Genomic DNA, 13,894 nt, shown 5'->3' on the forward strand with positions numbered 1-13,894 from the left:
GCGCGTCAGTCGACCAGTCGTCTCGTCGACCGTCGGAACGCCCACACCGCAACCCCGACGAACGCGGCGAACAGCGGGAATCCCATCGCGATCTTCGCGGTCGCGAGCATCCCGGTGGCGTGCGCCTCGTAGAACCACAGCTGGACACCGAATCGCGAGGCCAACACCGCCGCCAGCGTGAGGGTGGCGATGTCGTGCGCGCGCACCACGACTCGGTCCTGACGCCACGAATATTTGTTGCCGTGCAGCAGGTTCCACAGCATCCCCGTCAACGGCCGGCGCACCAGCACGGTCGCCAGCACGATGAGCGCCTCGATACCGTTCGACCAGATGCCCAGCAGGAAGTATCCGTCCGCGGACCCTGTGGCGGCGGCGACCGCACCGGCCGCGGCGACCCCGATGATGCCGCCGGATGCCTGCGCCGCGGGTTCGCCCCGGACGAGGCGTACGCCCGCGGTCACGACGGCGACGCCGACCGCGGTACCGATCGCTATCGGCAGACCGGCTGTGGCGTTGACGATCACGAACACCACGACCGGGATCGCGGAGTAGATCATCCCCGACACGCCGCCGAGCTGGTCCAGCAGCATCTGTTGGGCGTCCGGCCGCACCGCTCCGCGCTCGTCGCTCTCGGGCCGACTCGTGGTCATGAGCGCACCTCCCCGCCGAGATGCCGTGCGAGAAAGCGCTCCACGGCGCGATAGAAGGTCATCTGATTCTCCGGATTGACGAATCCGTGGCCTTCGTCGTCGAAAACGAGGTACTCGACGTCGACCTTCCGCTGCCGCAGCGCCTCGACGATGGTGTCGGACTCGGCCTGGACGACGCGGGCGTCGTTCGCCCCCTGCGCGATCAGCAGCGGTCGACGGATGTCGTCGACCCGGTTGATCGGTGAGCGAGCACGGATCTCGGCGGCCTGGACCGGGTCGTCGGGATCGCCGACATACAGGTGCCAGTTGTTGGCCAGGGACTCCTTGCCGAGGAACGACGGCTGTGTGCGCATGAAGTTCTCGAGGTCGGAGATACCGACGTAGTCGACGGCTGCGGCGAACACATCCGGGGTGAACGCCGCCCCCACGAGCGCGGCGTATCCGCCATAGGAACCACCCATGATGGCGACGCGGTCACGGTCGGCGTGCCCCTCGGCCACAGCCCAGTCGACGGCGTCGAGCAGATCGTCGTGCATCTTCCCGGCGAACTCGCCGATCGCCGCGCGTGTGTGCGCCGTGCCGTATCCGACGGAACCGCGAAAGTTCACCTGCAGCACGGCATATCCGCGGTTGGCGAGCAGCTGCACCGTCGGCTGGTATCCCCACGAGTCGCGGTACCACGGACCGCCGTGGACCAGGACCACGAGGGGCGGGGCGGAGTCGACCGAGGTGTGGGCGACCGGGAGGGTCAGGTACGACGGCAGTTCGAGCCCGTCGCGGGCGGGGATGGTGACCGGGGTCATCGGCGCCAACGCATCGGGGTGCAGGTGCGGGAACGGACGGAAGAGCCGGCGGCTGTCGCCGGTGGAGTGATCGTAGAACCAGGTCACCCCCGGGTCGCGGTCGTGGGTGAAGCTGACGATCCACTTCAGGCCGCTCTCGTCGGAGGACAGTTCGCCGACATCGCCGTCGGAGAGGGCTTCCAGATTCTTCAGCACATTCGCGAATTCCGTCGTCTGGGCGTGGATGACCTGCCGTTCGCCGAGGTAGCGAACGCCGATGAGTTCGCCGGTGGCGCGGTCTCGGATCAGCGCCGACGACATCTCGGCCACCGCGCGCCGCGCACCGTCGATCTCCAGCGTCGGATGCGCGTCGACCTCGGCGATCTGACCCGTTCGGACATCGACGCGGATCAGGCGTGCCAGGCCGGCGCCCTGGTTGGAACCCACCCAGATCCCGGTGCGGTCCGGGGTGGATTCCAGCGGTGCGACGCCCAGCGGATGGTCGTTCCCGTCGAACGAGACGACCGGGGTGAACTCGCCGGTGGCCGAGTCGAGGCGGGCGACCTCGAGACTCCGGCCCGCGGTCTGGGAGAGGCGGAGCAGATCGTCACCGGGTCCGCGCATCCAGGACGTGGACACGCCCTGGCTCTGCGCCACCATGGTGAGTTCGCCGGTGGCGATGTCGATCTCGTGGAGGTCGAACTGACTGGCATCGCGTGCGTTCATCGAGAACGACATCGTGCCCGGTCGGCCGGCGACCGTGTCGGCGTCGACGACCCGCGCCCCGGGAAACGGGGTGAGATCGACCGAACCCGCATCGTTAGAGTCGAGGTCCACACGGAACAGATGCCAGTTCTCGTCACCTCCGGTGTCCTGGAGGTAGACGAGCCACCGCGGATCGTCGGTCCACCGGAAGTTGCGCACGCTGCGCGTCTCGTCCGCGGTGACACAGCGGGGCTCGCTTCCCGGCTCGAGGTCCTCCACCCAGACGTTGAGCCGATTGCGCCACGGAGCGAGGAACGCGAATCGCGTGCCATCGGGCGAGATCGTCGCACCGGCGCGCTGCGGCGGGCTGAAGAAGTCCTCGAGCGGGATCAGCCCTGGGGCGTTGTTGTCTCGTGTCGTCGTCATGCATTCGACCCTGCCCGTGACCGGACGTGCCCAGTAGTGCCGCCGATCATCAGAATGTCGTGACATTCCGGTGCGGCGACCCGTGACAGATGTCAGAGTGCGCAGGTCAGGTCGGTCGAATTCCTTGACGGACCAGGAATTCGCGAGCCCGTCCGAACTTGCGATCGGTGGAGAACGCATACCAGCGCTGACTCACACCCGCTTCGTGGACGGCGTCCCGGAACCTGCGGAACGCGCCACGCCCCTCGATCGCGCGCTCCAGTCGATTCCGCAGGTCGGGATCGGAGATGCGCGTGGCGAAGTCCGCCATGTTCCGCCAGCTGTCGCGCGATCCGATGCAGTCGAAGCGCAGCCAGCGATCAGGTTCCTCCTCGATGTCGAACTCGTCATCGAGTACTCCCGGCTCAAGGGCCTCGTCGTCGTATGCGAAGCCGATGGTCAGGTCGAGGAACCCGCCGGTCGATCGGCTCGGATCGCCTCCATCTGGTCGCTGAGCATCTCGAGATCCACCGCGACCGGCCGTCCCGGTGCGGGTTCCCCACGCAGGCTCGCAAGCAGTTCCTCGGCGAGTTCGGCGTCACCGGTCTCCTCGCGTCTGGTCAGACGATCGATCACCGAGACGGCCACCGGCTCGGCTCGCTCGCGTCGTTTCCGCAGCGCCATCGGTATCCCGGGACCGACCTGCTGGAGCGCGTCGTCCAGATCGCATCCGGTGACGGCATCCAGGAACCGATCCGCATCCGCGGATGCGATCGACCCGCGAACCTCGCCCATATCCAGCTCGCGGATCTCCCGCTGAGCAGGCCGGCCACCCGCCGACGAGCATCGGATGCGGAACGGCGGGGCGTGGCGGCGTCTGGTCGTCACCGTCGGCCGATCGGCGACCACCCTGCCGTCGTCCAGGGTGAAAAATGACTGATGAGAACGATCCCACCGGGCGAACGCGTCGTCGACGGCGGTCGCCAGATCTCTGAACGTGTGCGCCGGCCCGACGGCGAAAACCCTTCCGGGCCAGGGCCACAACTCCGTTCCCCGACCACCGAGCAGTTCCACCGTCACCGACAGCCATGTCCGCGCCATGGGTCGAGAGTGCATCTTCGAGGCAAAGACGCACGCTTTTGTGCGCGGCGTTTTGTCCCGGGCTATCCGGCGCTGCCGTACACCTCGATGATGTTGGCCTCGACCTTCGGCGCAGTTACCGATCCACCCATCGTTGTGTCATAGGTCTCCGAACCCGTCACGCTCACCCACATGGCGACAAGGTCGTCCTCGACAACCTCCTTGAATGAGCCGAGACCGGCGTCGACGACGGTGTTGATGTCGTAGTCGTAGGACTCGACCTGCTGACCGTCGGTGTTGACGCGAATTTGGTACGCACCCATCGCGCTGTCTGCTTGCGTCACGCGCCCGTAGACGACGTAGAGCTCGCCGATGTGGCCATCGGGATTCTTGGCGATGAGTTGCCAGTCGCGCGATGACACAGGTCGGTACGACGCTTTGTTCGTGAGCCGCTGGAACTCTTGATCGCGCCGTTGGCGCTCAAGCTCGGCAGACCGACTTGCGGCCGCCGTGGCCGACGGGTTCACCGGGCGACTGGTGGTGTCGGAACCGGCGGTCGGGAGGGGATCGGATTCCGTGGACTCGAGGGCACCGACCATGACAATGGCGATTACGACGAGAACGGCGCCGATGACCAGGCCGCCCGCGATGAGGAGCGGCAAAACCACACTCGCCTTGGTTTTCACCGGTCGGTTCGCGAGCTCCCAATTGTCAGTCCACTGGTTGCCGTCCCACCAGCGCAGCAGAGTCGGATCGTCTGGATCACGATGCCATCCGGGCGGCGTAGAGGGAGGGGGCGGCTGCGTCATCGCTGTGCTCCTGATCGCGGACCGTTTGCGCCGCAGAAGGCCACGGCGTGTGGCAAAGACACTAGAGCTTCGCGAGTGCAGATGATCTGTTTTGCCTCATAAGAATCTGGTCAGACGAATTTCAAATCTGTCTCAGAATCCTTATTGGATGCGGCAGTGGAATCTGTATGACGTTGTGCCCGGAACCCGGGCACAACGTCATACAGATCTCGATCTGTCGCAGGGCCGTCGGGCCTGTCGAGGACCTCGTTGCAGCCTCTCACTCGTAGACCCCCTCGACGACCCACTCTCCGGCGCGGTAGCACAGCAGCAGGGCACGCGAATCGTCGAGCAGCACCTGCGCCCGGGCGATCAGTCCCGCCTCGACGGTTCCGACCGATACCTGCGCGCCGGCGGGGCGGTCGGCGCTCCCGACTGGCCAGGGCCCGGCCCACCAGCACAATCCCCAGCTCGATCGGCGTCGGCGGGTCGATGCCAGCTCAACGGTCACCGGCTCGGCGGTGAAGGCCCCGCGATCGGTCACCTTCACCGGTTGCCCCACGGCATCGAGCACGTGGATCGCGGTCTCCACCAGCATCGTCGGACTGGGTTGGGGCAGGCGTCCCGGCCACGGTGCCGACGGGTCCCGACGAGGAGCAGGCTCGTCGCCGAGGGAGACCATCGTGATCCGTTCGGCGGGACCGCGGCCACCACTCAGCACGGGAATGCGCACCGCGTCCCCGCCCAGCAACCCCTGTATCCGCACCAGCGAACGCCGGGCACGCTCCTCCACGTCCGGCTCACCGGCCAACCCGCCACGGGAGAGATCGTCGAGCTGATAGTGCAGGGCACCGGCCTCGACGACCTCGACCGGTTCGAGCCGCAGCCGGACGATCGGCGAGTCGGGTCGGGCGCCCCGCGCCTCGGCGCGCCCGGCCTCTCTCCCATGGGCCTCTCTCCCTTGGGCTTTTGTCCCCTGGCGCGCCGCTCCGGTCAGCCACCCCTCGAGCTGCCATCGGATTCGGTCCGCGGTGGTCTCCGGTGTCAGCGGTTGGGCACATCGCCAGGTCCGTGAATGCTGTTGTCCGCGTTCGGTGGTCGCGATGATGGTGAGTCGTGTACAGGCCACTGCGGCATCACGCAGGCGCCGGTGCAGCGCGTCGGCGAGGGTGCGGCCGATGAACGCCGCGACGTCGATACGGTCGACCGGCGGGTCGCAGGTGTGGTCGACGTCGAGTTCGGCCGGCACACCGCGGGACGACGGAACGCGTCCCGGCAACGCATTGGCGAGCCGATGCGCGACGACTGCATCCCGGGCGAACCGAGTGGCGACGTCGGTGACAGACATGTCGGCGAAGGCGCCGATGGTGCCGATCCCCAGTCGTCGCAGCAACTCCACGAGATCGGCACGGGACGGATCGCTCATGCTGGGCTCGACGGCGAGATCGGCGACGGGCCGCCCCGCGAGGTACTCCCGGTCGGCACCGGGCTCCACCTGATGTCCGTACCGGGCGGCCAGGACAGCGGTGAAGATCTCGTCGGCGATGCCGACCTGCGACTCGATGCCACACGCCGACACCACGTCGACGAGTTCTTCCGCGAGAGCCTCCATCCCCCCGAAATAGCGGGCCGCACGGTCACCGGCGATCACCAGAAGACCCGGTCGGAGCACCTCCAGCGCGGGTATCACCTCGGCGACCGCGGCGACCACCGGTTCGAACAACCGTCCGTCCCGGTTCTCGTCGGCGGTGACCACGGTCATCTCCGTGCATGCCGCCTGCGCCTGACGCTTACGCATGCCGCGCCGGACACCGGCGGTCCGTGCCGACGCCGAACAGGCCACCACCCGATTCGCCGACAGCACCGCCACCGGATGCAACGGGGGTAGATCCGCCTCGGCCGATGCCGCCATCGCCGGCCAGTCCGGGCACCAGAGCGCGAGAATGCGCCGGGATCCCGGCTCCCCGGGGGACATCAGTTCGCCACCGCGAGCACCGGGGAGGCACTCGGCGCAGCGACCATCTCGACCGTGCGATCGGCACCATGGCCGGCCGCCAGGAGCTCGACCTCCGTGCTCTCGGATTGCCGGCCGCGGCCCGACACCGTGACCTGCAACCGCATCCCGCCGATGCGGCCGTAACCGCTGCGCGCGGTGTCGAGACCCCCCGCGCGGGACGCGGACCGGCCGGGCAGGTGCGGACTGTGCCGGTAGGTGAGGACACGGCCCTCGATGGCCAGCTGCGCACCCGGCCATTCACCACCGGTCACCAGCAGCACCGATGACTGCTTGCGCACACGACCCATGACCACCCGGGCACGTGACGGTGCCACCATCTCGCTCCGCGGACGCGCCCCCTCACCGTCACTCGCCAGGTCCAGGACCACCAGGTCCATACCGTCGAGCAGCACCGCCGCCACCTCGACCGGGTCGGGACCGGGCTCGGGAACGGTGGCGATACGGGACAGGTCGGCACCCATCTCCGCCGCCGACAACAGACTCAACCGTGGCAACCCGACGATCCCCACCTGCCCACCCGCACGGGTCACCGCGGCGATCATTGCGACCAGCACCGAACGGGCACCGTCCAGCCGCGCCACCGTCCCCCGTGGAATACCGTTGTGCGGCAAGACCTCCGACAGCGATTCGGGCACCGGAAGCACACCCACCGCCCGATCGCGGACCTCGACCACGCGTTGGTCGGGCCGGCCGGACATGGCCGCCATCCGCCGGCGCAACCCCGCCAGCTCGTCGGCTCGGCCACGGGCCGCGACATCGGTCACGGCAACACCAGCTGACACATCCATGGGGACACCCTCCAGTCGACATGAGGTACTCGAGCGAGCCGGGAAGGTGCGCGCCACCGGGGTCATCGAACAGTTTCCGAGCGATCCCGAGGGTGATCCTCGTCCGCAGATCGTTCGAACACTGTTTCGATTGTTCGAGAGTAGAACCAACCACCGACAAGCGTCAACCGAAGGCGAAAAGCGTTGTGCCACATCCTATATTCACCCAAGTCGCCGAATCGTGCCAGATCAGGGCGACGCAGTCAGGACGTCACGGATCAGAACAGGGTGAGAGCGTGCTGCAACTCGGGCGCGGCCACCGCCGTCGGCGTGTCGCCTCCCGGTTGCCGGAGACCACCGGACCCCGCCAGGCCATGCCGGTGCACGAGTGGTTTCATCCGATCCCGAAGCCACGAGGAGTACTCCGGGGTGACATACGCACCACGCCCGTACAGTCCCCGGTACCGGCGGATGAGCGCCGGATGTTCCTCCGCAAGCCATTCCAGGAACCACGGCTTGGTGGATGATCGCAGATGCATCGGGAACGCGGTCACGCCCGAGGCGCCCGCATCGGCAAGGGCCTCGAGCAGCGAGTCGAGATGCCCGGTCGAGTCGGTGAGGTAGGGGATGACGGGTGCCACCATCACATGCGGCACGATCCCGGCGTCGGCGAGATCGCGGATCAACGAGAGCCGCGCCTGCGGCGACGGAGTCCCGGGTTCGATCTTCTTCTGTAGGTCGGGATCGAGGATCGCCAGCGAGATCCCGACACTGACCGGCACCTCCCCCGCGGCCTGCCGCAACAGCGACAGATCGCGACGGATCAAGGTGCCCTTGGTGAGGATGGAGAACGGCGTCCGCGACTCGGCAAGCGCGGAGATGACACCAGGCATCAGCCGATATCGCCCCTCGGCGCGTTGATACGGATCCGTGTTGGTGCCCAGCGCCACCGTCTCCCGGGTCCACGACCGGCGCTTGAGTTCTTTGCGCAACACCGCCGCCACGTTGAGCTTCACCACCACCTGGGTGTCGAAGTCCGTGCCCGCGTCGAGATCCAGATACTCATGCGTCGGACGGGCGAAACAGTAGCGGCAGGCATGAGTACACCCGCGAAAGGTGTTGACCGTGAACTGGAACGGGAGCTGCGACGCCTCCGGGATGCGGTTGAGTGCGCTCTTGGCAAGCACCTCGTGGAATGTGACACCCTCGAAGTCGGGCGTGCGCACCGACCGCACCAGGCCGGAGCGGCTCAGCCCGGGGAGCGACCCGTCGTCGACCTCCACCCCCTGATCGGACCATCGCATGCGTCGAGTCGAACATACGTACGATCCGACTGTCAAGTGCGGCGCCCGCCGCGATGACCTCGCCGCTATCATCGCCCTATGTCGACCACTGCCGGAACCCATCATGCGCCAGGTCCCCAGTACCTGGTGGCCGGCCGATACCGCCTGAAGTCGCGGATCGGTGGCGGCGGCATGGGAACCGTGTGGCTCGCCCGCGACCAACTCCTCGACCGCGACGTCGCCGTCAAACAGGTCATCTCCACCGAGGGACTCACCGAGGACTCCGCGGACAACGTGCGTCAGCGCGCGATGCGCGAGGGACGGATCGCCGCGAAGCTCTCCCATCGCAACGCGATCGCCATGCACGATGTCGCGCTCGACCGGGGCGAGCCCTGGCTGGTCATGGAGTACCTGCCCTCCCGCAGCATCGCCCAGATCCTCCACGCCACAAAGACTCTCACCCCCGCCGAAGCCGCTCAGATCGGCGCCCAGGTGGCCGATGCGATGGTCGAGGCCCACGCCGCCGGGATCGTGCACCGCGACATCAAGCCGGGCAACATCCTCATCGCCGAGGGCGGCCGCCACACGGGGCTGGTCAAGATCACCGACTTCGGGATCTCACGGGCCAAGGACGACGTCACCCTCACCCAGACCGGTGTGATCACCGGGACGCCGGCGTACTTCGCCCCCGAGGTCGCGCGCGGAGCCGATCCCCAGGAGGCATCGGACGTGTACTCGCTGGGCGCGACCATCTACACGATGGTCGAGGGCCAGCCTCCGTTCGGTGTCGACGACAACTCGATCGTCCTGCTGCACAGGGTCGCACGTGCCCGGATCAATCCCATGAAGAATGCCGCCGAACTCGAACCGGTCCTGCTGCGCCTCCTCGAGCCCAGCCCGACCAAGCGCCCGACGATGTCTCAGGCACGAGATCTGCTCACCTCGTTCGCGGCCGGTTCTCGCGGCACCCGCGACCAGGTCCTGACCGGCCTCATCACCCGGCCGGGAGCGGGTACGCCGGTATGGTCACAGCGCGCCAACCGGTCGACGACGACCGGTACACATCGCCCGGCCGGCGCCACTGTGCCGCCGTACGCCCCGACGATGTCCACCGATCGCGGATCCCGCGACCTGCCGCACACTCGCCAGGGCGTGTCCCCGACCCTGATGTCGACGCCGCAACCGCATTCGTCGGCGCCGAGGCCGCCCGCCGCTCATCCGCACTCCGCCGGGTCCGGGCAGCCCGCCCGCGGACCGCAGCCTCCCGCATCGGGCACGTCCAGCACCGCACTGGCGGTGTCGATCTTCGTGTTCTTCGCGGTACTGGCGGTCGTCGTCGTACTCGCCATCGCCCTCTTGCGCTGAGGCCCCGCGGGTTGTGGTCCCCGTGTGGGTTGTCAGCCGATGTGACGGGTGGCCGCCCACCGGGTGAGCGCATTGCGGTTGGACTGCTGGGTCTTCCGCAGAACATTCGACGCGTGGGTCTCGACCGTCTTGATCGAGATGAACAGCTCCTCGGCGATCTCGCGATAGGTGTATCCGCGCGCGAGCAGGCGTAACACCTCCAGTTCTCGCCTGGTCAGCGAGTCGAGTTCGGGGTCGAGCGGCGGCTCGGGGGCTGACGACTTGCCGGTGAACGAGTCGAGGACGAAGCCCGCGAGACGCGGACTGAACACCGCATCGCCGTCGGCGACCCGCCGGACCGCATCGGCGAGCTCCGATCCGGCGATCGTCTTCGTCACGTAGCCGCGGGCACCGGCGCGGATCGTCGCGATGACGTCCTCGGCGGCGTCGGACACGCTCAGAGCGAGAAACACCGGCGATGTCGGCCCGGGTGTTGCCGGCCCCGCTGTCGTCGATGCGGCTGTGGTCGATGCCGCTGTGGTCGAAAGCGTTGCGGCCGAACCGATCCGATCGAGCACGCCGCGCAACACCGCCACCCCGCCGCCGGCCGGCATGTGCACGTCGAGCAGGACCACGTCCGGAGCCGTTGCGACGATGCCGTCGATCGCATCGGGCACGGTGCCCGCCTCGCCGACGACGCGCAGGCCCGGCTCGTCGGCCAGTTCGGCACGGACCCCGGAGCGGAAGACCGCGTGGTCATCGACCAGGTAGACCGCCACCGGAACGGGATCCGTCGGGTCGGGACTCGTGGAACTCGGTGTCATCGTGCCTTCCTGTTGTCGGCGGGGGCGACCGCTTCGGCGGCCACCTCGGCGGTGCGGTCGGCATCGTCCGACTTCTCCTCGACCGATCCCCCGTCGCCGCGCGGCATCATCAGCCCCACATTGGTACCGCGTCCGGGAGTCGAGGAGATCCGCACGCGCCCACCCATCCGTTCCACCCGTGCGCGGATCGATCGGGAGATGCCCTGGCGGTCGTCGTCGACGGTGTCGATGTCGAAACCGACTCCGCGGTCGCGCACGTACACCTCGACCTCGTCGTCGGTGATCTCACCGTAGACATCCACGGTGCGCTCGCCGGAGTGCTTGGCGGCGTTGACCAGAGCCTCGCGGGTGGCGCCGACGAGGGCCGACCAGCGTTTGGCGTCCCGGGTGTTGGTCGGACGCAGATCGCCGACGGTGATGATCTCCACCTCGATACCGTAGGCGTCCTCGACCTCGGCTCCCACGCTGCGCAACGCGGCCGCGAGGGAACCGCGCTCGGTCGCCGGGTCGGCGAACAGCCACGCCCGCAGTTCGCGTTCCTGACTCCGGGCCAGGCGCGCCACCTCCTCGGGCCGGCCGGCCTTCTTCTGGATCAATGCCAGGGTCTGCAGGACCGAATCGTGGAGATGCGACGCGATCTCCTCACGCTCGGCGTTCCGGATCCGGGCTGCGCGCTCCTCGTTGAGGTTGCGCAGCAACCGCATCCACAGGGGCACGGTCAGCAGGACGACGCCGATGAGAGTCGCCCCCACCGCGAGGATCGTGGAATTGAGCCCGCCGAAGCTGCGGTCCCCGGCCAGCACGACGACGACGAGCCCACCGACGACGAACGCGACACCGCCGATCAGTCGGGTCCAGGTGAGCAGCGGGGTACGTGGTGCCCGAGGGGACGTGTCGAACTCGCGCCACACCAGGCTGGCACCCAGCGCGATGAAGACGAACGGGACGAGGTACTCCGCCGGGGTTCCCGAAGCCGAGAAACCCACCACGGCCATCGCCACCAGCCCGATCACCGCCAGGCCGAGGGACTGACGACGTACACCCGGTGCGGGTGGTGCCGTGTCGTCGCCCGGTGGGCAGAAGAACCACAGCAGCCCGTAGGCAGCGACTCCGGCGCCGGCCAGCGCGGCCAGCACCACGAAGACGATCCGCACGCGGAACACGTCGACACCGAGATGGTCGGCCAGTCCACCGGCGACACCGGCGACCACGCGGCCGCCGTCGCGGCGCACCAGCCTGGGCACCGGTTCGACCTCCATTCGACTCACTCCTCGATCGTCCCATGGGATCGGCTCCGCGACATCGGGGTCAACCCCGGTTCATACGCCGCGATCTCAGGGTGTGTCGCTTCATCACCTCCGAATACCGGGATTCTCCGGGGGACAATTCAGGGGATCACCCGATGTGTCCGGGGCCGTGCGAGCGGCACGATGATCGTCATGGAGACCAAAGAGTTCCAGCAGCAGATCCAGGGCATGTGGTCGACCCGCCCGTATCGGCCCGACAATCGGACGATCGCCGGCGTGTGCTCCGGTATCGCCGCCCGCTACCGCGTCGACCCGACCCTGGTGAAGGTCGCATTCGTGGTGGCGGCATTCTTCGGTGGCAGCGGACTCATCCTCTATCTCGCGGCCTGGGTCGCGTTCCCGGGCGCCGGTCGGGCCCGCGCCGATGCACTCCGTGGCGATTCTTCTCGGGCCGGCCACACCGCGTCGCACGGTTCGATGCACGGGCTCGGCAACCCGCAGGTCATCCTCCTGGCGGTGCTCGCGATCGTCATCGTCACCTCCGTCGGCCCCAACCGCACCTGGGGGTCCGGTGGACTCGTCGGCGCGATCCTGATGCTCGGCGGGTGGTTCCTCTTGTACCTGCGGACCCCGACACCACCGGTCGGCACCAGCATCGACACGGCGGCGGTCACCGACATCGTCGTCCCGCCGCCGGCCGCCGGTCAGTTCGAGCGATGGGTGCCGCGAGCCATGAACGATCCGGCCGACACCCACCCGGCGACGCCGGCGCCCCGTGTCGAGTTGGAGAAGGACTTCACAGGGAGCAGTGGACCGGCCGCCGACGCTCCGCACAACCCAGGGAGCAGCGTGTCGACAGCAGAAGCCCCTCATGCCTCAAAAGACGACGGCGCGCTCGTCGACGCCGATCTCGACGCGAGTCCGCCCGCGTGGGATCCGCTGGGCGCGGCGCGGTTCGCGTGGGATCTGCCCGAGCCGACCAGTCCGGCGACCCCCGATGTACGCCGACGTCGACGCTCCCCGCTGACCCTGATCGTGATCGGCCTGGCGATCATCGTCGGCGCCGTCGGCACGGGTCTGCACCAGATCGGCGTCGACTGGTTCACCGTTCCCCACATCCTGTCGCTCTCCCTCGCTGTCGTCGGTGCCGGGCTGCTGGTCGCGGCCGTCGTCCGGCGCCGGACCGGCGAGCACAGCACCGGCCTCGTGCCGATCGCCATCGCCCTCGGCGCGGCGGTCGTCGTCACCACGGTGATCTCCGGGGTGAGCGGGCTGTCGAGCCCCCTGCCATCCGGCGGGGCCGGCGACCGCCAATGGAAGCCGTTGAGCGAGAACGATATCCAAGCCGAGTACTCACTCGGCGTCGGTGAGATGACGCTGGATCTGCGCGAGGTGGACCTCACCGCCGATCGGACGGTGCGCCTCGAGAACGGCGTCGGGACGATCACGGTGCACGTCCCCGACACGATGAACGTGCGCGCCAACTGTCAGACCGGCGTCGGCGACTACACCTGCCCGACCGGGCTCGACGGCGGGCGCGACGGCACCGATGGTCCGGTCCTGCAGATCGACGCCCGCACGGGTATGGGAGAGGTCGAGGTCCTGCGATGAACGCACCCGACAACGCCTATGGCGCCGACGATCCGACAGCTCACCACAGCGTCGAACAGCAGGGCTGCGCGTCCACCCATCGCGCGCCGGGTCTGGGGCTGCTCGGCATCGCCGCGCTTGCGGTGGCCGGCTGGGGGCTCGCCGACGGGCCGGCACTCCCCGACACCGCCGACCTCGGGTGGATCGCGGTCGGGGTCGGCCTGTTCATCGGGCTGGTGCTGATCGTGTCCGGAACACGCTCCCGACGCTGACCCCGATCACCGAGATCGGTTGGGACCCTTCGTGGCTCGTCGCTTTCGCTCCTCGCACCTCAGTATCTGCGGCCTGGCGGCCGTCGTGGACCACGAAAGAACACTCGTGAGTGTCCGAAATCCATGCTCCCTGAGGTGCG

The 13,894-nt window shown here is 68.2% G+C and carries 13 protein-coding genes; 3 read left to right on the forward strand and 10 right to left on the reverse strand.

Translation table 11 applies throughout. The annotated features are described in order from the left end of the window. Positions 1-5: 5 nt before the first annotated feature. From ACFW3F_RS10600 to ACFW3F_RS10635, 8 genes are all read right to left on the reverse strand, one after another. Positions 6-650 carry a DUF3159 domain-containing protein gene (locus ACFW3F_RS10600; protein WP_388057003.1) on the reverse strand — a complete coding sequence of 215 codons (645 nt, stop codon included), beginning with the start codon at positions 648-650 and terminating at the stop codon, positions 6-8. Further along, positions 647-2,563 (reverse strand): S9 family peptidase, encoded by a 1,917-nt coding sequence (locus ACFW3F_RS10605; protein WP_388057005.1) that lies wholly within the window; start codon positions 2,561-2,563, stop codon positions 647-649. Before ACFW3F_RS10605 ends, ACFW3F_RS10600 begins: the two co-directional genes overlap by 4 nt. A gap of 106 nt (positions 2,564-2,669) precedes the next feature. Then, positions 2,670-3,005: a UPF0158 family protein gene (locus tag ACFW3F_RS10610; RefSeq protein ID WP_388057032.1), complete on the reverse strand. Its 336-nt coding sequence runs from the start codon at positions 3,003-3,005 to the stop codon at positions 2,670-2,672. Further along, the gene (locus ACFW3F_RS10615; RefSeq protein WP_388057007.1) at positions 3,002-3,643 is read right to left on the reverse strand and encodes a hypothetical protein; all 642 of its coding nucleotides are present in this window, start codon (positions 3,641-3,643) and stop codon (positions 3,002-3,004) included. The genes ACFW3F_RS10610 and ACFW3F_RS10615 overlap by 4 nt, the downstream gene beginning before the upstream one ends. Positions 3,644-3,705: 62 nt before the next feature. After that, positions 3,706-4,431, reverse strand: coding sequence for a DUF2510 domain-containing protein (locus ACFW3F_RS10620; protein WP_388057008.1), 726 nt, complete (start codon positions 4,429-4,431; stop codon positions 3,706-3,708). A gap of 259 nt (positions 4,432-4,690) precedes the next feature. Further along, the gene (locus ACFW3F_RS10625; protein WP_388057010.1) at positions 4,691-6,385 is read right to left on the reverse strand and encodes a DNA polymerase Y family protein; all 1,695 of its coding nucleotides are present in this window, start codon (positions 6,383-6,385) and stop codon (positions 4,691-4,693) included. Further along, positions 6,385-7,215, reverse strand: coding sequence for a hypothetical protein (locus ACFW3F_RS10630; protein ID WP_388057012.1), 831 nt, complete (start codon positions 7,213-7,215; stop codon positions 6,385-6,387). Before ACFW3F_RS10630 ends, ACFW3F_RS10625 begins: the two co-directional genes overlap by 1 nt. A gap of 257 nt (positions 7,216-7,472) precedes the next feature. Then, on the reverse strand, positions 7,473-8,498 hold the full coding sequence (locus ACFW3F_RS10635; RefSeq protein WP_388057014.1) for an Rv2578c family radical SAM protein: 1,026 nt from the start codon (positions 8,496-8,498) through the stop codon (positions 7,473-7,475). A gap of 78 nt (positions 8,499-8,576) precedes the next feature. Between ACFW3F_RS10635 and ACFW3F_RS10640 the strand changes: the two genes are divergently transcribed. Next, positions 8,577-9,842, forward strand: a complete 1,266-nt coding sequence (locus ACFW3F_RS10640) for a protein kinase (RefSeq protein WP_388057016.1) — start codon at positions 8,577-8,579, stop codon at positions 9,840-9,842. Between the two features lie 32 nt (positions 9,843-9,874). Here the strand turns inward: ACFW3F_RS10640 and ACFW3F_RS10645 are convergent, their stop codons facing one another. After that, on the reverse strand, positions 9,875-10,645 hold the full coding sequence (locus ACFW3F_RS10645; protein ID WP_388057018.1) for a LuxR C-terminal-related transcriptional regulator: 771 nt from the start codon (positions 10,643-10,645) through the stop codon (positions 9,875-9,877). After that, positions 10,642-11,904: a PspC domain-containing protein gene (locus ACFW3F_RS10650; RefSeq protein WP_388057034.1), complete on the reverse strand. Its 1,263-nt coding sequence runs from the start codon at positions 11,902-11,904 to the stop codon at positions 10,642-10,644. Before ACFW3F_RS10650 ends, ACFW3F_RS10645 begins: the two co-directional genes overlap by 4 nt. A gap of 171 nt (positions 11,905-12,075) precedes the next feature. On the opposite strand from ACFW3F_RS10650, the gene ACFW3F_RS10655 reads away from it, so the two are divergent. Further along, positions 12,076-13,503 carry a PspC domain-containing protein gene (locus ACFW3F_RS10655; protein ID WP_388057019.1) on the forward strand — a complete coding sequence of 476 codons (1,428 nt, stop codon included), beginning with the start codon at positions 12,076-12,078 and terminating at the stop codon, positions 13,501-13,503. Beyond that, on the forward strand, positions 13,500-13,754 hold the full coding sequence (locus ACFW3F_RS10660; protein WP_388057021.1) for a hypothetical protein: 255 nt from the start codon (positions 13,500-13,502) through the stop codon (positions 13,752-13,754). Before ACFW3F_RS10655 ends, ACFW3F_RS10660 begins: the two co-directional genes overlap by 4 nt. Positions 13,755-13,894 lie beyond the last annotated feature (140 nt).

The organism is Gordonia sp. NPDC058843, assembly GCF_042743165.1.
Taxonomy (GTDB): domain Bacteria; phylum Actinomycetota; class Actinomycetes; order Mycobacteriales; family Mycobacteriaceae; genus Gordonia.